This window comes from Polaromonas sp. CF318, from assembly GCF_000282655.1.
Taxonomy (GTDB): Bacteria; Pseudomonadota; Gammaproteobacteria; order Burkholderiales; family Burkholderiaceae_C; genus Polaromonas.
In genome coordinates this window covers 1-17,249 of the sequence record NZ_AKIV01000097.1, presented here as the reverse complement: position 1 = coordinate 17,249, position 17,249 = coordinate 1, and the positions used below count along the sequence as shown (strand labels likewise).

Below are 17,249 nucleotides of genomic sequence, written 5' to 3'. Positions count from 1 at the left end.
GAATACGGCAATTTGCATAGATTCAATAATTCAATTATATTTGAATCATGGAATCTTTAATACAAACCCGGCCACCAGCCGTCCTCGATGAAAGCGCCGCCGTCAAGGCGCTGGCCGCCCTGGCCCAGGCCCAGCGCCTGCGCGCCTTCCGCGCCTTGGTGGTGGCCGGCCCCGAAGGACTGACGCCGGGCGCCATCGCCGAACAACTGGGCATCGCGGCCAGCGCGCTGTCTTTCCACCTCAAGGAACTGTCGCATTCGGGGCTGGCCAGCAGCGAGGCGCGCGGCCGCAACCTGATTTACCGCGCGAACTTCAGCCAGATGAACGCCCTGCTCGGCTATTTGACCGAGCACTGCTGCGAAGGCGGCGCCTGCGAGGTCGGCCCGCAAGCCGGTTGTGCCACCTGCTGATCCCTTCCCCTTCCCCTTCCCCTTCCCCCTCACCCCCACCACCCCAGGAGAGCCCCCATGAAACGCTTCCATGTCCACGTCCACGTCAAAGACCTCGAAAAAAACATTGCTTTTTATTCAGCCATGTTCGACCAGCAGCCCGCGCGCACCGAAGCCGACTACGCCAAGTGGATGCTGAGCGACCCGCCCGTCAACTTCGCGATCTCCACGCGCGGTGACGCGCCCGGCGTGGACCACCTGGGCATTCAGGTCGACAAGGCTGAAGAGCTGGAGGCGCTGAAGGCCAACGCGACCCGGGCCGACATGACGCTGCTCGATGAAGGCCCCACCACCTGCTGCTACGCCCGCAGCGACAAATACTGGCTCACCGACCCGCAAGGCATTGCCTGGGAACAGTTCCACACGCTGGGCAGCATCCCGGTTTTCAGCGAAGCCAAGCCGGCCACTGCTTCAGCCTGCTGCGCGGCGGCGGAGAGCAAAACATCGGGCACGGCTGCGGCGTGCTGTTAAAGCCTGCAAGGGCCGCCCAAGGCCGGGAGCCCCGCCTCCAACACCAGCTTGTCGCCGAGTTCACAGGCACAGCCGCCCTGCTCTGCGCCGTCATAGGCTCGGGCATCATGGCCGAGCGGCTTTCGGCCGGCAACATGGGCGTGGCCCTGCTGGCCAATACGCTGGCCACGGTGTTTGCGCTTTATGTACTGATTGAATTGCTGGGCCCGGTCAGCGGCGCGCACTTCAACCCGCTGGTGACCTTGGTGCTCGGGTCCAAAACCGCAGCCTCCGGCAAGCGCACGCGAAGAACCCTTCTGTTTATCACCAGCCAGCTGCTGGGCGCGGTCGCGGGCGCCTGGCTGGCCCATGCAATGTTTGACATGAGCCTGCTGCAGGTCAGCGGCAAGGTCCGCAGCGGCACCGGCCAGTGGTTGGCCGAGGCCGTCGCGACCGCCGGGCTGATCCTCATCGTGCTGCGCGCACCCACGGCCAAGGCACCGGCCATGGTCGCCTGCTACATAGGCGCGGCTTATTGGTTCACCGCGAGCACCTCGTTTGCCAACCCGGCGGCCGTGCTGGGACGTATGCTCTCGGACAGCTTTGCCGGCATCGCACCGGCCAGCGTCCCCGGCTTTGTGCTGGCCCAGGGAGCTGGCGCGCTGGTGGGTGTGGCGCTGCATCGTGCAATGGGCGAATCGCAGGCAAGCACCGGCCAGGGCTAAGGCCTACGGCCTTTCTTGCTACCCTTGCAGCCGTGAGTCGAACAAGCAGCCGCACCGCCACCATTGTCCAGCTGGGCATCGCCCAAACCCTGGCCTGGGCCTCCAGCTACTACCTGCCCGCCATCCTGGCCGTGCCCATGGCGCGCGAGCTGGGCGTCAGCACACCCACGGTGTTTGCCGCCTTCTCAGCCGCGCTGGTGGTCTCCGCCCTGCTGGGGCCGGTCGCGGGCAAGGCCATAGACCGCCATGGCGGCCGGCCGGTGCTGGCCGCCAACAGCCTGGTGTTTGCCGCCGGCCTCGCCGTGCTGGCACTGGCGCAAGGGCCGGTGGGCCTCATTGCCGGCTGGGTGATCCTGGGCGTGGCCATGGCCGCGGGCCTTTACGAAGCGGGCTTCGCCGCGCTGGTACACCTGTACGGCAAGGATGCGCGCGGCGCCATCACCGGCATCACGCTGTTCGCCGGATTTGCCAGCACCGTGGGCTGGCCGCTGTCGGCCTGGCTGGAGCTGGAATGGGGCTGGCGCGCCACCTGCCTGGCCTGGGCGGCACTGCACCTGCTGCTGGGCCTGCCGCTGAACTGGCGGCTACCGGCCTCGCCTGCGGCGGCTCCCCCTGAAGCGCATGCGGCCGAAGCGGCGGTTCCCACACCTCCCGCCACCTCGCACAGCGGCACGCGCACGGCGGTGCTGCTGGCGCTGGTGTTTGCCGTGACCTGGTTCATCAGCACGGCCATGGCCTCGCATTTGCCGCGCCTGCTGCAGGCCCATGGCGTGCCGCTGGCCACCGCGCTGGTCTTCGCCGGCCTGGTCGGCCCCGCGCAGGTGGCCGGCCGGCTGCTGGAATACGGCCTGCTGCGCAACATCCACCCGCTGGTCTCGGCGCGCGTGGCCGGTAGCCTGCACACGCTGGGTGCGGCGGCTTTCCTGTTTTTCGGCGTTCCCGCCGGCGCGGTCTTCACCGTGCTGCACGGCGCCGGCAACGGCGTGCTGACGATTGCCAAAGGCACGTTGCCGCTGGTGCTGTTCGGCGTACGCGACTATGGGGCGCGCCAAGGCCTGTTGATGGTGCCGGCGCGCTTTGCGCAGGCCACCGCGCCCTGGCTGTTCGGCCTGGCGATTGACCGCTTTGGCGCGGGGGCGCTGTGGTTTTCAGCGGCGCTCGGGTTGCTGGCTTTCGCGGCCTTGATGCTCTTGCACGATCCGTCCGCGGCCGCCCGGCGCCGGGATTGAGCATCGCGCAGTGCCTTCAGTTGCAAGCTGGACAGTGTTTTTTCTGCTTGAACACTGTTTAACCAACTTCGCAAGCGTTAAAGTCTTCCTCAATGGTCAAACCCTCCAAAACTGAAAGCTCCCGCACACCTGGCCGTGTGCGCGTGGCGCAGGGGCCTTCGGTGGCGCGGGACGTCCGCCAGCGCGCGCTCACGGACGTGAGGCGTTCGCTGGTGCTCGATGCGGCGCGCGCCGTCTTCTTCGAGCATGGGCTCGAAGGCACCAGCATCCGTGAGATCGCCCAGCGCGCGGGCTACACGCCGGGCGCTATCTACAGCTACTTCGCGAGCAAGGAAGAGGTTTACGCGGCCCTGCTCGGGGAATCGCTGGAGCGCCTGAACGAGAAGGTCCAGGCCGCGCGCGCGCAATCCCATGGCGAAGCGGCCGCGGTGGGCCGCGCCACGGCGGCCGCGTTTTTTGATTTCTACCGCGACAACCCGCGCGAGCTGGACCTCGGTTTTTACCTGTTCCAGGGCATGCAGCCGCGAGGGCTGGCAGCCGAACTGGACGAGCGCCTGAAGCAGCGGCTGCGCGATGCGCTGCTGCCCACACAGGAGGCACTCGAAGCGCTTGGCATGCCGGCCAACGAGGCTTCTTCCGAAACCACGGCCTTGTTCGCGCACACGGTCGGACTGCTGGTGCTCAGCCACACGGGGCGCGTACGCATGTTCAAACAGGCGTCCCGGGATCTCTTTGAAAGCTACCTGGAGCGTCTTGTCGCGCGCGCCGGCAGTGCTTCTCGCGGCGCAGGCTCGAAGCAAGCCAAGGCTTGAGCCTACGAACGGCTCAGGGCCTGGTTGGCCGAAGCGCTCACTCCAGCCACTTCTGGAAAAACCGCGCCTGCCCCATGGCCGGGTCCAGCTGGTAACCCGCAAAACCCACGCGCTCGTACAGCCTGACCGCGCCCAGGTTGCCCTGCAGTACTTCCAGCGTCAGCTTGCAGGCGCCGCGCTCGCGCGAAATCTCGTCCACCAGCGCGAGCATTTTTTCGGCGATGCGCCGGCCGCGGTGGCCGGGCAGCACGGCCACGTCGTGGATGTTGACCAGCGGGCGGCAGGCGAAAGTGGAAAAGCCTTCGATGCAGTTGACCAGGCCCACGGCCTTGTCGCCGTCAAACGCGAGCACGCTGAAGGCCTGCGGGCGGGCCGCGAGTTCCCGAACGAGATGGGTTTTGGCGAAATCACTGAGCGGCTTGCCGCCGCCGGCCGGGTCCTGGGCATAGCTGTCCAGCAGTTGCACCAAGGCATGCGCGTGCACCGGGTCGGCATAGTCGGCGCGGCAGACGCGCAGGGATGAAGAAAAAGAAGAGGCAGCGGTTTCGGTCATCCGGCGATTTTAGGGACGCCGCTTTTTTGGGGAATGTGAAGCCCATAAAGCCTTATCGCGTTGCCGCCCATCACCGCCGCCTGGCTTTCCATGTCCAGGTTTTCCAGCAACTGCCGCGACACCGCCCACCACAGCGCATAGGGAGCGGCCAGCTCCAGCACCGGCCAGTCGCTGCCCCAGACCACGCGGTCCGTGCCAAAGCTCTGCAGCACATGCTCGGCCCAGCGCCGCACCGCGCCCGGCGCGGGACAGGGACCGGCTTCGGTCAGCAGGCCCGAGAGTTTGCACATGGCCTGCGTTTCTTTTGCGATGCGCGCGATGCCCTCGGCCCAGGGCTGCCATTGGCCTGCCGCGATATCGGGCTTGGCACCGTGGTCTATCACCATGCGCAGCTCGGGGTGGCGGCCGGCCAGGGTCAGGATGTGCGGCAGGTGCACCGGCTTGACCAGCGCGTCGAACACCAGGCCGCAATCAGCCATGGCATGCAGGGCCGGGGCAAGCGCGGGCTGCAATATCCATTGAGGGTCAGCGATGTCCTGCAGCATGGGCCGCAAGCCCTTGAGCCGCGGGTGCCGTGCCAGCGCCTCTATGCGGCGCGGCGCGTCGGCGGCCAGCATGTCGACCCAACCGACCACGCCCAGCACCGCCGGGTTGGCGTCGGCCTGGTCCAGCAGGAAGTGCGTTTCCGCCTCGGTGGGCGCGGCCTGCACCAGCACGCCGCCGCGCACGCCGTGCGGCCGCGACTGCGCCTGCCAGTCGGCCACGGTTACGTCGCGGTAAAGGGGCGCCAGCGCCGGCGTGAGCCAGCCGTAGTCGCCGCGCGCCAATTCCCAGCAGTGAAAGTGCGCATCGACGATTTTCATGGTGTCGGTGCCTCTCCAGGCAGCAGGCCCTGGGCGCGCAGATCAGCCCAGAAGGCCGCGGGAATCGGGTACCGCATCATGGCCGCCGCATCGGCCCACTCGGCGACCCGGCGCGCGCCCAGCATCACGATGTCGACGGCCTGGTGGGCCAGCGGAAACTGCAGGGCCGCCGCGCGCAGCGGCACGCCGTGCGCCGCGCAAACCGATTCGATGCGCGCCGTGCGCTCCAGCCATTCGCGGGCGGCCGGCGCGTAGTTGAAGCTGGCCGTGCCGCCGCGCGCACCGGTCGCCAGGATGCCCGAATTGAACACGCCGCCCAGCGCAATGCGCACGCCGCGCGCCGTGCATTGCGGCAGCAGCGCCGGCAGCGCGCTGTGGTCCAGCAGGCTATAGCGCCCGGCCAGCATCAGCACATCCAGCCCGGCTTCGCGCAGCACCTGCAGCACCACCTCCACGTCGTTGGTGCCCAGGCCGATGGTGCGTATCAGCCCTTCATGCTTCATCGCGCGCAGCGTGGGCAGGGTTTCATCCAGCAGCTGGCGCAGCACCGCCGGTGCCCGCTCGCCGTGCGAGGCCGCGTCCGGATCATGCACGTAGACCACGTCCAGCCGCGGCAGGCCCAGGCGCTGCAGGCTGTCTTCCACGCTGCGGCGGGTGCCCGCGGCGCTGAAGTCCCAGACCTGGTTGAAGGGCAGGATGTCCACATAACCGTGCTGGGCGCGCGCCGCGTTCACATCGGGCACCAGCAGCCGGCCCACCTTGCTCGACAGCACATAGCCGTCCCGCGGGTGGCCGCGCAGCGCGTCGCCCAGCCGCCGCTCCGACAGGCCGTGGCCGTAATGCGGCGCGGTGTCGAAAGTGCGGCAGCCGTCGGCCCAGGCCGCATCGACCAGCGCCCTGGCCTCGGCATCGCTCACGGCGGCAAACAGGTTGCCCAGCGGCGCGCCGCCCAGGCCCAGCCGCAGGCCGCTTTCTTTGCAGGCGGAAAACACAGGGGCCTTGTCCAAAGTCGTCATGTCGAAACCGGTTTCAGGGTTAATCCCAATAAAAGTTCAGTTATGTTATGACTAACATGTCAGTTATCGACAGCGGGAAATCCCGAGGTTTTCACAAAACCCGACCTCCCCGCCGAGAACGATTTTTCCATGCTCAAGAACATTCCACCGCTGCTCACCCCTGACGCCCTGCATGCCCTGGCCAGCATGGGCCATGGCGATGACGTAGCGATTGTGGATGCCAATTTCCCGGCTGCCCAGGTGGCCCGCAAAAGCGGCGCCCGGCTGGTAGCGCTGGCAGGCGTGACCGCCCCGCAGGCGCTGGCCGCCGTGCTGCGTTTGCTGCCGCTGGACGACTTCGTGCCCGAAGCCGCCTGGACCATGCAGGTCGTGGGCGACCCCGAGGCGGTTCCCGCGCCGGTGGCCGAATTTACCACCGTGCTGCACCAGGCCGGCGAGCGCCCCGCCACCTCGCTGGAGCGTTTTGCGTTTTACGAACGCGCGCAATCGGCCTTCCTGATCCTGCAGACCGGCGAGCAGCGCAAGTACGGCAACATCCTGCTGCGCAAGGGCGTCATCGCGAGCGACCACGTCTGACCCATGAGCAGCGCCGCACACCCGTCGAACGCCCCGCCCATCAGCCTGCGCGCGCAGGCCTATGAAAGCTTCCAGCAGCAAATCGTCGACGCCAACATACGTCCCGGGCAGTTCGTCTCGCAGCGCGAACTCATGCAGCTGCTGGGCATGCCGCTGGGCGCGGTGCGCGAACTGATCCCGCGGCTGGAAGCCGAGGGCCTGGTCAAGACAGTGCCGCAGCGCGGCCTGCAGGTGGCCCATGTGGACCTCAAGCTGATCAACAATGCCTTTCAGCTGCGCGGCCTGCTCGAGCGCGAGGCCGCCAGCCGCTTCGTCACCACGGTATCCGATGCAGACCTCGCCGCCATCGAGCAGGCCCACCTCAACATCGTGAAGCGCGCACGCAAAAAGGCCATCGACGACGCGCTGCTCGAAGATGCGACCACGGTGGACTGGGGCCTGCACGACCTGATGATAGACACGCTGGGCAATGAGCTGATTTCCGAGGTCTACCGCATCAACAGCCTGCGGGTGCGACTGATCAAGCTTGAAGCCTCCTCCCTTTCCCCGGATGTGCTGATTCCCGCAATGGAGGAGCACCTCTGGTTCATCGATGCCCTCAAGCGGCGCGACCCGCAAGCCGTGGTCGACCGCCTGGGCCATCACATCGAGAGTGCGCACCGACGCGTGCTCGGCCTGCCGCGGCCCGCAATGCCGTGGTCTCTGGAGATCCCTGAATGACGAGTTCCTTTCCTGCCGCCGAAAATTCCTTTCGCGGCATCTGGCCCGCCCTGCTGACGCCGCTCACGGCCGGCCTGGACATAGACCACGCCAGGTTCGCCGCCCACTGCAAGGCGCTGATTGCCAGCGGCTGCCCGGGCGTAACGGCTTTCGGCACCACCGGCGAAGGCCCATCCTTTTCGCTGGCCGAACGCAAGGAGGCGATAGAGCAGCTCATCAAAAACGGGATTCCCGCAAAGCAGATCATGGTCTCGACCAGCTGCGCCGCCCTGCCCGAAACGCTGGAGCTCACGCGTCACGCCGTGAAAGCCGGCGTGCACGGCTGCCTGATGCTGCCGCCGTTTTTCCTCAAGGGCGTGTCGGACCAGGGCATCATTGACAGCTACCGCTACGTCATCGACGGCATGGCCGGCACCCCTTTCAAGCTCTACCTGTACCACATCCCCCAGGTCACCGGCGTGCCGCTGTCGCACCACGTGATCGCCACGCTCAAGAAGCAATACCCGGACACCATCGTCGGCATCAAGGACAGCGCCTGCAGCACCGAACACTCTGTGGGCCTGGCCAATGCCTTCATGAAGGACATGACGGTTTACGTCGGTTTTGAGCCCGACCTGCCCGAGATGGGCAAGCGGGGCAGCACCGGCGCCATCAGCGGTGTGGCCAACTTCATGCCGCGCCTGGTCAAACGTCTGGTGACCGAGCCCACGGCGCCGGCGACGCCGGCCGAGCGCGAGCGCGTGATCAAGCTGATAGGCCTGCTGGACGGCTACTCGCTGATGCCCGCGCTCAAGGGCATCATGGCCATGCTGAGCGACGACCCGGGCTGGCTGCGCGTGCGCGCGCCGCTGGTGGCCCTGAGCGCCGAAGAATACAAGGCGCTGGAAAAAACCATCACGGCCTTCGGGATTGATACAAAATCCGACTGAGCGCCGGATGACTGCGGATGCCGCCCCGGGCCTCGAAGCCCACAACGATTGACTTAAAAAAGGAGACAACCATGAAGACTTCCCTCTCGTCCACCCTTCGCCGCGGCCTGCTGGCCAGCGCTTGCGCCACCCTGCTGATGGGCGCGCTGCTGCCGGCGGCCCAGGCCCAGAACAAAATGGTGCTGCGCGTATCTACCCCGGCCGTGCCCGACGACTGGCACGCCAAGATGTGGACGGTCTTCAAGGACAACCTCGAAAAAAGCGCGCCCGGCGAATTCGACGTGCAGATCAACCTGAACGCCTCGCTGTTCAAGCAGGGCACGGAGCCGACCGCCATGGCGCGCGGCAACCTCGAGCTCTCCTCGATCTCGGCCTTCGACATCGCCAAGCTGGTGCCCGAGTTCTCCATCTTCACCGCCGGCTACATCGTGCGCGACCCGGACCACCAGCAAAAAGTGTTCTCCGGCCCCATAGGCACCGAGATGTTCAAGACCGTCTCTGAGAAGATGGATGTGACCCCGCTGTCCACCGTCTACCTCGGCACCCGCCAGGTCAACCTGCGCGAGGCCCACAACGTCAAGGTGCCGGCCGACCTCAAGGGCATCAAGCTGCGCATGCCGGGCTCCAAGGAATGGCTGTTCCTCGGCGAGGCGCTGGGCGCCACGCCCACACCGCTGGCTTTCGGCGAGGTCTACCTGGGCCTGAAGACCGGCACCATAGACGGCCAGGACAATCCCCTGCCCTCGGTGCGCGCCGCCAAGTTCTATGAAGTCACCAAACAGATCGTCATGACCAGCCACCTGGTGGACGGCATCTTCATCTCGATTTCCAACAAGGCCTGGAACGCCATGAGCCCGGCGCAAAAAACCAAGGTCAAGGCCGCGGCCCAGGCGGCGGCCGCCTACAACAACGAAAACCGCATCAAGGAAGAAGGCCAGCTGGTCGACTTCTTCAAAAAGGAAGGCCTGCAGGTCACCACACCGGACGTGGACGCTTTCCGCAAGACCGTGCAGACGACTTACCTGAATTCCGACTACGCCAAGGTCTGGCCCAAGGGCCTGCTTGAGCGCATCAACGCGACGAAGTAAGCCCCGCGGCAAGCACCACAACGCCCATGAAAAGCTGGCCCCAAAAAGCCGCCAACCTGATTGGCGGCGGACTCTTCCTGATCCTGTTCATTGTGTTCGTGATCCAGATCACCGCGCGCTTTCTCTTCGGCAAGCCTTTGGCCTGGACGGATGAGATGGCCGTGATCCTTTACGTGTGGGTCATCCTGTGGGCCGCCGCCGTGGTGGTGCCCGAGCGCGAGCATGTGGTGTTTGACCTGGTGTGGAACAGCATGCCCTATCGCGGCAGGCAGGCCATGGCCATCATCGGCAACCTGATGGTGGGCGGCCTGGCGGCCTGGGGCATCCCGGGCTGCTGGGACTATGTGCACTTCATGGCCCGCGAGGGAACACCCGTGCTGGGCGTGTCCTTCCAATGGGTTTTCATGCCTTTTGTGTTGCTGCTCGCCGCACTGGCGGTTCGCTCGGCCTGGGCAATCTGGAACGCGATCCGCGGCAAGGGTCTTGAAGCGGAGCTGCGTATATGACTAGCGGTATCTGGATATTGGTTGGGGTGCTGGCGGGCGGCATGCTGCTGCGCATGCCCATCGGTTTTTCGATGATCGCGGCCGGCATAGGCTACCTCGTGGCCAAGGGCCAGGACGTGGGCCTGGTGGCCGAGCAGATCGGCAACGGCCTGTACAACAGCTATGTGCTGCTGGCGGTGCCGCTGTTTGTGTTCGCCGCCAACATCATGAACGCGGGCACGGTCAGCGAGCGCATTTTCGACTTCTGCCGCATCCTGGTGGGCCGCATGCGCGGCGGGCTGGCGCAGGTGGACATCCTGGTCAGCGTGATCTTCTCGGGCATGAGCGGCAGCGCGATCGCCGATGCCGCCGGCCCCGGCCTGGTCACCATCCGCCAGATGCTCAAGAAGCCAGAGTACACGCGCGGTTTTGCCGGCGCCGTGGTGGTGGCCAGCGCCACGCTGGGCCCCATCATCCCGCCGTCCATCCCCATGGTGATTTACGCGCTGGTCTCGGGCGCCTCGGTGGGCGCGCTGTTCCTGGGCGGCGTGGTGCCGGGCTTTCTGATGGCCGGCCTCATGATGGGCGTGGTCGCGATCATCGCCAAAAAACGCAACATGCCGCGCGACGAACCCGTGCCGCGCTCCGAATGGGCCGGCCTGATCTTTCGCGGTGCCTTGCCGCTATCCATGCCCATCGTGCTGCTGGGCGGTATTTACTCGGGCATTTTCACGCCGACCGAAGCGGCCGCCGTGGCGGCGCTGCATGCGCTCATCCTGGCCGCGCTGGTGTTCCGGGCCCTGACCTGGCGCAGCTTCTGGGGCGTGGTGATGGAATCCACGCGCGCCAGCGCGGTGATCACCATGATCCTGGCCGGCTCCTTCATGCTCAACTACGCCTTCACCGCCGAAGGCGTGCCGCAGTCCATGGCCATGTGGGTCGACAGCATGCACTTTTCGCAGATCGGCTTTTTGCTGATGGTGAACGTCATGTTCCTGGTGCTGGGCTGCTTCCTCGACGTCTCGGTGCTGCTGCTGGTGTTTGTGCCCATGCTGCTGCCGGCGGCCAAGCTGCTGGGCGTGGACCTGGTGCACTTCGGCGTGCTGGTGGTGCTCAACATGATGATCGGCCTGATCCACCCACCCTTCGGCATGCTGCTTTTTGTGACCAAGGCGCTCACCGGCATCCCCATCGGCGAGATGATGAAGGAAGGCTGGCCCTTCCTGGTCATGCTGCTGTTGCTGCTGCTGGCCATGACCTGCTTCCCGCAAATCGTGCTGTGGCTGCCTCAGACCATGGGGTACAAGTGACTCCCCCCCGAAGCGCCTGCGGCGCCTCCCCCCAGGGGGCGACGCCAGCGGCCCGGCAAAGCCGGTTCCGCGGCGCCTGCTTGGTGATACCCGCCCATGCCTAAGATCGGTGCTTCACCCCTGATCCTGCACTATGAATGACGCCGTGAATGCCGATGTCGTCTGCGTCGCAAGCTGGAACGCCGACCTGATTTCCAAGGTGGCGCGGCCGATTGCACGCGGCGAAACGTTGATGGCCGGCGACTTCAGCATCAGCCCGGGCGGCAAGGGCAGCAATGCCGCGGTGGCCGCCGCGCGCCAGGGCGCGCGCGTGGCGCTGCTGGCCCGCATCGGTGACGACGACTTCGGCCGCATGGGCATGGATCTCTGGCATGAAGAAGGCATAGACACCTCCCATGTCGAGCAAGTGGCTGGCGAACGCAGCGGCGTCGCGCAAATCCTGGTCTACGAAGACGGCGACAACAGCATTGCCGTCTACCCCGGCGCCGGCAGCGGCCTGGGCGCGCGCCATGCGCAGGCCGCGGCCGCGCTGCTGGCGGGCTGCCGCGTCGTGATGGCTTCCTGCGAAGTGCCGGCCGAGGCAGCGCTGCAGGCCTTTGCCCTGGCACGCGCGGCCGGCGCACTGACTGTGCTCAACCCGGCGCCCGCGCGACCGCTGGGCGACGAGATGCTCGCGCTGGTCGACGTGCTCACGCCCAACGAGAGCGAACTCCTTCTGTTGGCCGGCGAGGCGCATGCCGGTTCGGCCGACCAGGCCGTCGCGCGCCTGCTTGGCCGCGGCGCCCGCGCCGTGCTGGTCACGCTGGGCGCGGCCGGCTGCCGCCTCTACCAGGCGGGCCAGGCGCCGCATTCGATACCGGGCCGCCCCATGGCCGTGCGCGACACCATAGGCGCGGGCGACACCTTCACCGGCGCCCTCGCGGCCGCGCTGGCACGCGGCGAAGCACTGCCCGCCGCCATGCAATGGGCCAATGCGGCGGCCGCGCTCTCGGTGACGCGCCACGGCGCCATAGACGGCATTCCGCGGCTGGCGGATGTGGCCGCGCTGCTCGGCTGAAACCACCACGGCCTTGTCGCTCGCTCCCGTGTAGGCGCAAGGCCGCTTTACCGGATATTTACGCGCCTCTTTCGGGGCGTATACCTGCGCCCTCGGGCTTGCAGTGATAATTCCTGAGCGCTGTGCGAGCAGGCCCTCGGGCTTGGCCGACAGCCCATCCAATACAAAAAAATGCCGCATCCACCCGTGGGCGCGGCGGGCACCCAAGGACAGCCGATGGACCCGAAAGCCGAAACGCCGCAGACCGGCGCCCCAACCCCTCCCCGCAAGCGCATCAGCCGCCGCGCGTCCATCCTGGGCAGCGTGATCGCCGTGGTCGCCTTAGCCGGCATAGGCTGGCTGGCCTGGCATTTGACCCACCCTTCCGCCGACGCCGCCGCCGGGGGTTTTGCCGGCGGCAGGCGCGGCGCGCCGGCCACCACGGTCGGCGTGGCCACCGCCGAACGCGCCAGCATCCCGATTGTTCTTGAAGCCCTGGGCACCGTCACGCCGCAGGCCAGCGTCAGGGTCACGCCCCAGGTCTCGGGCGTGATGCAGAAAGTGCTGTTCAAGGAAGGCCAGATGGTCAAGGCCGGCGAGCTGCTGGCCACCATAGACCCGCGCCAGTTTGAAATGGCGCTGATGCAGGCCAGCGGCCAGCGCCAGCGCGACGAGGCCCAGCTCGACAGCGCGCGCGTGCAGCTGCAGCGCTACAAGACCCTGCTGGAGCAGGACTCCATCGCCCGCCAGGACGTTGACACCCAGGCCGCGCTGGTCAAACAGCTCGAAGGCACGGTCGTCGTCGACAAGGCCAATGAGGGCACGGCGCGGCTCAACCTCGGCTACACGCGCGTGGTCGCGCCGGTGAGCGGCCGTGTCGGCCTGCGCGCCGTGGACGTGGGCAATGTGGTGAGCAGCGGCGACGCCAACGGCATCGCGCTGATCACCCAGATCACGCCCATAGACGTCGTCTTCGCGATTCCGCAGGACCAGGTCGGCGAGCTGCAGCAAAACGCCGCCAAGGGCATCGCCATGCAGGTCACCGCGCTCGACAGGACGCGCGCCGTCACGCTGGACACCGGCAGTTTCGCCTCGCTCGACAACCAGGTCGACATCACCACCGGCACCGTGAAGGCCAAGGCCCGCTTTGCCAACAGCGAGCTCAAGCTCTACCCCAGCCAGTTCGTCAACGTGCGCCTGCAGGTGCGCACCATAGCCAACGCCATCGTGGTGCCGGTCACGGCCGTGCGCATGGGCAGCAACGGCGAATATGTCTATGTGGTCAACGCCAGGGAGCGCACCGTCTCGCTCAGGCCCATCAAGCGCGGCCAGGCCACCGTTGACAAGGTCGTGATCGCCTCCGGGCTGGAGGTGGGCGAGCGTGTCATCACCGAAGGCGCGGACCGGCTCAAGGACGGTGCCTCCGTGGTCCTGCCCGGCGATCCGCCCGGCGGCGGGGGACGCGGCCCCGGGGGCGGCGGCGGCAAGCGCCAGCGCGGCGCGGCCTCCGCACCGGGTGCCGGGGCTTCCGCGCCGGCGGCGGGCACCTCGGCCCCAGCCGTAGCCACCGCTGAAGGCCCGACCCCGGAACAGCGCAAGCGCATGCTGGACCAGGTCAAGGACGACCCTGAGGCCCTGGAACGCCGCCAGCGCTTTCTCGCGGCCATCGATGCCGGCGACCCTGCCGCGCTCGAGCGCTGGCGCAGCATGAGGGAAAAACGCCAGGGCGGCGAACGGTCGCGCAGTGAAAAATAGGGATCTCGCCGCATGAGTCCCTCACGCCCGTTTATCCTGCGCCCGGTCGCCACCTCGCTGCTGATGGTGGCCATCGTGCTGGCCGGCCTCGTGGGTTTCAAGTTTTTGCCGCTGTCGGCCCTGCCGCAGGTCGACTACCCGACCATCCAGGTGCAGACGCTCTACCCCGGCGCCAGCCCCGAGGTCATGGCCCAGACCGTGACCGCGCCGCTGGAGCGCCAGTTCGGCCAGATGTCCGGGCTGCAGCGTTTGAGCTCCACCAGCGCGGCCGGCGTCTCCATCGTCACGCTGCAGTTCGGCCTGGGGCTGACGCTGGACGTGGCCGAGCAGGAAGTGCAGGCCGCCATCAACGCCGGCGGCTCGCTGCTGCCCGCCGACCTGCCCGCGCCGCCCGTGTACGCCAAGGTCAACCCGGCCGACGCGCCCGTGCTCACGCTGGCCATCACTTCCGACACGCTGCCGCTCACCGAGGTGCAGAACATCGTCAACACACGGCTGGCGCTCAAGATCAGCCAGGTCAACGGCGTGGGCCTGGTCTCGCTGAGCGGCGGGCAGCGCCCCGCCGTGCGCATACAGGCCGACACGCGCGCCCTGGCCTCCTACGGCCTGGGCCTGGATTCGCTGCGCACCGCCATCAGCGCCGCCAACGCCAACGGCGCCAAAGGCAGCATTGACGGGCCCACACGCTCCTACTCCATCAACTCCAACGACCAGTTGGTCGCCGCCAGCGATTACCAGCGCCTGGTCATTGCCTACCGCAATGGCGCGGCGATTCGCGTGTCCGACGTGGCCCAGGTCGTCGACAGCGCCGAGAACATCAAGCTCGGCGCCTGGAGCGGCCTGAAGCCGGCCATCATCCTCAACGTGCAGCGCCAGCCCGGCGCCAATGTGATCGCCACGGTGGACGCCATCAAGGCACGCCTGCCCGAGCTGCAGGCCGGCCTGCCCACCGCGCTCAATGTCGACGTGCTCAGCGACCGCACCACCGGCATACGCGCCTCGGTGCTGCATGTCGAAATCGAACTGGTGCTGGCCGTGCTGCTGGTGGTGCTGGTGATTTTTGCGTTTCTGCACAGCCTGCGCGCCACCGTGATCGCCAGCCTGGCCGTGCCGATCTCGCTGGTCGGCACCTGCGGCGCCATGTACCTGCTGGGCTACAGCCTGAACAACCTGAGCCTGATGGCCTTGACGATCGCCACCGGCTTTGTGGTTGACGACGCCATCGTGATGATAGAAAACATCTCGCGCTACATCGAGGAAGGCGAGGCGCCCATGGCCGCGGCCCTCAAGGGCGCGACGCAGATCGGCTTCACCATCATCTCGCTGACGGTCTCGCTGATCGCCGTGCTGATCCCGCTGCTCTTCATGGGCGATGTGGTGGGCCGGCTGTTCCGCGAGTTCGCCGTCACGCTGGCCATCACCATCCTGATCTCCGCGGTGGTCTCGCTGACCCTGGTGCCCATGATGTCGGCGCGCTGGCTCACGCGCCACCCCGAAGGCGAGGTCGAAGGCGGCCGCTTCGGCCAGGCCATGCAGCGCTTTTTCGACAAGGTCATCCACCACTACGACCGCTGGCTGACCTGGGTGCTCAAGCGCCAGGGCCTGACCCTGCTGGTGGCGCTGGCCACCCTGCTGCTCACCGTGCTGCTGTATGTGCTGATCCCCAAGGGCCTGTTCCCCACGCAGGACACCGGCCAGCTGCAGGCCCGCATCGAGACCGCGCAGTCGGTGTCCTATGCCCGCATGGCCGGGCTGCAGCAGGCGGCGGCCAAGGCCATCCTCGAGGACCCGGACGTTGAAACGCTGAGCTCCTTCATAGGCGTGGACGCGGCCAACAACACCATGCTGCACACCGGCCGCATGTTGATCAACCTCAAGTCCAGCCGCAGCGGCAGCCAGCAGGAAACCATGGACAGGCTCAAGGAGCGTGTCGGCCAGGTGGCCGGCGTGACGCTGTACCTGCAGCCCACCCAGGACTTGACGATTGACGCCGAAACCGGCCCCACGCAGTTCCGCGTCTCGCTCGAGGGCTCGGACAACGCCACCGTGGTGCTCTGGGCCAACAAGCTCGCCGAACGCATGCGGCAATTGCCCGGCGTGCGCAACGTGGCCTCCGATGCCGGCTCCAGCGGCACCTCGGCCTATATCAACGTGGACCGCGACACCGCCTCGCGCCTGTCGGTCACCACCTCGGCTATCGACGACGCGCTGTACAGCGCCTTCGGCCAGCGCATCGTTTCCACCATCTTCACCGAGACCAACCAGTACCGCGTGATCCTCGAAGCCATGCCGGACCCGCTGGCCACGCCCGCCTCGCTGGGCGCGCTGCGGCTCAAGACCGGCTCGGGCAGCACCACGCCGCTGTCGGCGATTGCCACCATACGCGAGCAGCCCGCCCCGCTGCAGATCACCCGCGTGGCCCAGTACCCGGCCACCACGCTGGGCTTTGACACCGCGCCCGGTGTCTCCCTGGGCCGGGCCGTCGACGAGATCCGCCAGGCCGCCAAGGACGTGGACCTGCCCGGCAGCGTGACCCTGAGTTTCCTGGGCGCGGCCGGCGCCTACCAGGCCTCGCTGTCCAACCAGTTGTGGCTCATCCTGGCCGCGGTGATCTGCGTCTACATCGTGCTGGGCGTGCTCTATGAGAGCTATATCCACCCGCTGACGATCTTGTCCACCCTGCCCTCGGCCGGCGTTGGCGCGCTGCTGGCACTCATGCTCAGCGGCTCCGACCTGGGGGTCATAGGCATCATCGGCATCATCCTGCTGATAGGCATCGTGAAGAAAAACGCCATCATGATGATCGACTTCGCCATAGACGCCGAACGCAACGAAGGCAAGTCGCCCCAGGAAGCGATCCACCAGGCGGCCCTGCTGCGTTTCCGGCCCATCCTTATGACGACACTGGCAGCCCTGTTCGCCGCCGTGCCGCTGATGCTGGGGTTTGGTGAAGGTGCCGAGCTGCGGCAGCCGCTGGGTTTGTCGATTTTTGGCGGCTTGATTGTGAGCCAGATGCTCACGCTGTTCACCACACCGGTGATTTATCTTGGGTTTGACCGGTTGGGGCGGAGGTTTGGGCGCAAGAAGGAGGTTCTTGTATGAGGGCCTTTCCCTCAATCTCCTGCTTCTCCTGCTTTCAAAGTGCGGGTTCTCTTCTGCGTCCTGCTGGCCGGGGTCGCCCGGCGGCGACTCACTTTTCTTTGCTTCGCCAAAGAAAAGTAAGCAAAAGAAAGGCGACCCTGGTTGCTGCGTC

Annotated in this window: 17 protein-coding genes; 14 read left to right on the top strand and 3 right to left on the bottom strand. The window is 66.8% G+C overall.

Annotated features, from left to right (window positions below):
• Positions 1–47 precede the first annotated feature (47 nt).
• The 5 genes from PMI15_RS17730 (at position 48) to PMI15_RS17710 (ending at position 3,665) form a co-directional block, all read left to right on the top strand.
• Entirely contained in the window at positions 48–410 is a 363-nt protein-coding gene (locus PMI15_RS17730; RefSeq protein ID WP_007872211.1) for a helix-turn-helix transcriptional regulator, read from the top strand.
• Positions 411–467: 57 nt separating this feature from the next.
• Positions 468–920 (top strand): ArsI/CadI family heavy metal resistance metalloenzyme, encoded by a 453-nt coding sequence (locus tag PMI15_RS17725; protein WP_007872209.1) that lies wholly within the window; start codon positions 468–470, stop codon positions 918–920.
• On the top strand, positions 914–1,624 hold the full coding sequence (locus tag PMI15_RS17720) for an MIP/aquaporin family protein (RefSeq protein WP_051001995.1): 711 nt from the start codon (positions 914–916) through the stop codon (positions 1,622–1,624). Before PMI15_RS17725 ends, PMI15_RS17720 begins: the two co-directional genes overlap by 7 nt.
• 32 nt (positions 1,625–1,656) lie before the next feature.
• Positions 1,657–2,853 carry an MFS transporter gene (locus tag PMI15_RS17715; RefSeq protein WP_007872204.1) on the top strand — a complete coding sequence of 399 codons (1,197 nt, stop codon included), beginning with the start codon at positions 1,657–1,659 and terminating at the stop codon, positions 2,851–2,853.
• 92 nt (positions 2,854–2,945) lie between these two features.
• Entirely contained in the window at positions 2,946–3,665 is a 720-nt protein-coding gene (locus PMI15_RS17710) for a TetR/AcrR family transcriptional regulator (protein ID WP_007872201.1), read from the top strand.
• Positions 3,666–3,702: 37 nt separating this feature from the next.
• Here PMI15_RS17710 and PMI15_RS17705 read toward each other — a convergent pair whose 3' ends face one another.
• From PMI15_RS17705 to PMI15_RS17695, 3 genes are read right to left on the bottom strand one after another with little or no spacing between them, the layout of a single operon-like run.
• Positions 3,703–4,218 carry a GNAT family N-acetyltransferase gene (locus tag PMI15_RS17705; protein ID WP_007872198.1) on the bottom strand — a complete coding sequence of 172 codons (516 nt, stop codon included), beginning with the start codon at positions 4,216–4,218 and terminating at the stop codon, positions 3,703–3,705.
• Positions 4,215–5,081 carry an amidohydrolase gene (locus PMI15_RS17700; protein ID WP_007872195.1) on the bottom strand — a complete coding sequence of 289 codons (867 nt, stop codon included), beginning with the start codon at positions 5,079–5,081 and terminating at the stop codon, positions 4,215–4,217. Before PMI15_RS17700 ends, PMI15_RS17705 begins: the two co-directional genes overlap by 4 nt.
• A complete protein-coding gene (locus PMI15_RS17695) occupies positions 5,078–6,097 on the bottom strand; it encodes an aldo/keto reductase (protein ID WP_007872191.1) in 1,020 nt (339 codons plus the stop codon). The genes PMI15_RS17700 and PMI15_RS17695 overlap by 4 nt, the downstream gene beginning before the upstream one ends.
• A 129-nt stretch (positions 6,098–6,226) precedes the next feature.
• Here PMI15_RS17695 and PMI15_RS17690 point away from each other — a divergent pair, with 129 nt between their 5' ends.
• From PMI15_RS17690 to PMI15_RS17650, 9 genes are all read left to right on the top strand, one after another.
• The gene (locus tag PMI15_RS17690; protein WP_007872188.1) at positions 6,227–6,673 is read left to right on the top strand and encodes an RbsD/FucU family protein; all 447 of its coding nucleotides are present in this window, start codon (positions 6,227–6,229) and stop codon (positions 6,671–6,673) included.
• Between the two features lie 3 nt (positions 6,674–6,676).
• Positions 6,677–7,393 (top strand): GntR family transcriptional regulator, encoded by a 717-nt coding sequence (locus PMI15_RS17685; protein ID WP_007872166.1) that lies wholly within the window; start codon positions 6,677–6,679, stop codon positions 7,391–7,393.
• Entirely contained in the window at positions 7,390–8,322 is a 933-nt protein-coding gene (locus PMI15_RS17680) for a dihydrodipicolinate synthase family protein (RefSeq protein ID WP_007872164.1), read from the top strand. Before PMI15_RS17685 ends, PMI15_RS17680 begins: the two co-directional genes overlap by 4 nt.
• 71 nt (positions 8,323–8,393) lie before the next feature.
• Positions 8,394–9,410, top strand: coding sequence for a sialic acid TRAP transporter substrate-binding protein SiaP (locus tag PMI15_RS17675; RefSeq protein WP_007872163.1), 1,017 nt, complete (start codon positions 8,394–8,396; stop codon positions 9,408–9,410).
• A 26-nt stretch (positions 9,411–9,436) separates the two neighbouring features.
• Positions 9,437–9,916, top strand: a complete 480-nt coding sequence (locus tag PMI15_RS17670; RefSeq protein WP_007872161.1) for a TRAP transporter small permease — start codon at positions 9,437–9,439, stop codon at positions 9,914–9,916.
• Positions 9,913–11,205 (top strand): TRAP transporter large permease, encoded by a 1,293-nt coding sequence (locus PMI15_RS17665; protein ID WP_007872159.1) that lies wholly within the window; start codon positions 9,913–9,915, stop codon positions 11,203–11,205. The genes PMI15_RS17670 and PMI15_RS17665 overlap by 4 nt, the downstream gene beginning before the upstream one ends.
• Positions 11,206–11,338: 133 nt before the next feature.
• A complete protein-coding gene (locus PMI15_RS17660; protein ID WP_007872157.1) occupies positions 11,339–12,262 on the top strand; it encodes a ribokinase in 924 nt (307 codons plus the stop codon).
• Positions 12,263–12,478: 216 nt separating this feature from the next.
• On the top strand, positions 12,479–13,996 hold the full coding sequence (locus PMI15_RS17655) for an efflux RND transporter periplasmic adaptor subunit (protein WP_007872142.1): 1,518 nt from the start codon (positions 12,479–12,481) through the stop codon (positions 13,994–13,996).
• 12 nt (positions 13,997–14,008) lie between these two features.
• Complete coding sequence (locus tag PMI15_RS17650; RefSeq protein WP_007872134.1) at positions 14,009–17,098, top strand: efflux RND transporter permease subunit; 3,090 nt, start codon at positions 14,009–14,011, stop codon at positions 17,096–17,098.
• Positions 17,099–17,249: the final 151 nt, after the last annotated feature.

What these genes read in the sequence shown, in the direction of transcription:
- PMI15_RS17730 (WP_007872211.1), top strand. Translation starts at nt 48, where the DNA reads ATGGAATCTTTAATACAAACCCGGCCACCAGCCGTCCTCGATGAAAGC.
- PMI15_RS17725 (WP_007872209.1), top strand. Translation starts at nt 468, where the DNA reads ATGAAACGCTTCCATGTCCACGTCCACGTCAAAGACCTCGAAAAAAAC.
- PMI15_RS17710 (WP_007872201.1), top strand. Translation starts at nt 2,946, where the DNA reads ATGGTCAAACCCTCCAAAACTGAAAGCTCCCGCACACCTGGCCGTGTG.
- PMI15_RS17705 (WP_007872198.1), bottom strand. Translation starts at nt 4,218, where the DNA reads ATGACCGAAACCGCTGCCTCTTCTTTTTCTTCATCCCTGCGCGTCTGC.
- PMI15_RS17700 (WP_007872195.1), bottom strand. Translation starts at nt 5,081, where the DNA reads ATGAAAATCGTCGATGCGCACTTTCACTGCTGGGAATTGGCGCGCGGC.
- PMI15_RS17695 (WP_007872191.1), bottom strand. Translation starts at nt 6,097, where the DNA reads ATGACGACTTTGGACAAGGCCCCTGTGTTTTCCGCCTGCAAAGAAAGC.
- PMI15_RS17690 (WP_007872188.1), top strand. Translation starts at nt 6,227, where the DNA reads ATGCTCAAGAACATTCCACCGCTGCTCACCCCTGACGCCCTGCATGCC.
- PMI15_RS17685 (WP_007872166.1), top strand. Translation starts at nt 6,677, where the DNA reads ATGAGCAGCGCCGCACACCCGTCGAACGCCCCGCCCATCAGCCTGCGC.
- PMI15_RS17680 (WP_007872164.1), top strand. Translation starts at nt 7,390, where the DNA reads ATGACGAGTTCCTTTCCTGCCGCCGAAAATTCCTTTCGCGGCATCTGG.
- PMI15_RS17675 (WP_007872163.1), top strand. Translation starts at nt 8,394, where the DNA reads ATGAAGACTTCCCTCTCGTCCACCCTTCGCCGCGGCCTGCTGGCCAGC.
- PMI15_RS17670 (WP_007872161.1), top strand. Translation starts at nt 9,437, where the DNA reads ATGAAAAGCTGGCCCCAAAAAGCCGCCAACCTGATTGGCGGCGGACTC.
- PMI15_RS17665 (WP_007872159.1), top strand. Translation starts at nt 9,913, where the DNA reads ATGACTAGCGGTATCTGGATATTGGTTGGGGTGCTGGCGGGCGGCATG.
- PMI15_RS17660 (WP_007872157.1), top strand. Translation starts at nt 11,339, where the DNA reads ATGAATGACGCCGTGAATGCCGATGTCGTCTGCGTCGCAAGCTGGAAC.
- PMI15_RS17655 (WP_007872142.1), top strand. Translation starts at nt 12,479, where the DNA reads ATGGACCCGAAAGCCGAAACGCCGCAGACCGGCGCCCCAACCCCTCCC.
- PMI15_RS17650 (WP_007872134.1), top strand. Translation starts at nt 14,009, where the DNA reads ATGAGTCCCTCACGCCCGTTTATCCTGCGCCCGGTCGCCACCTCGCTG.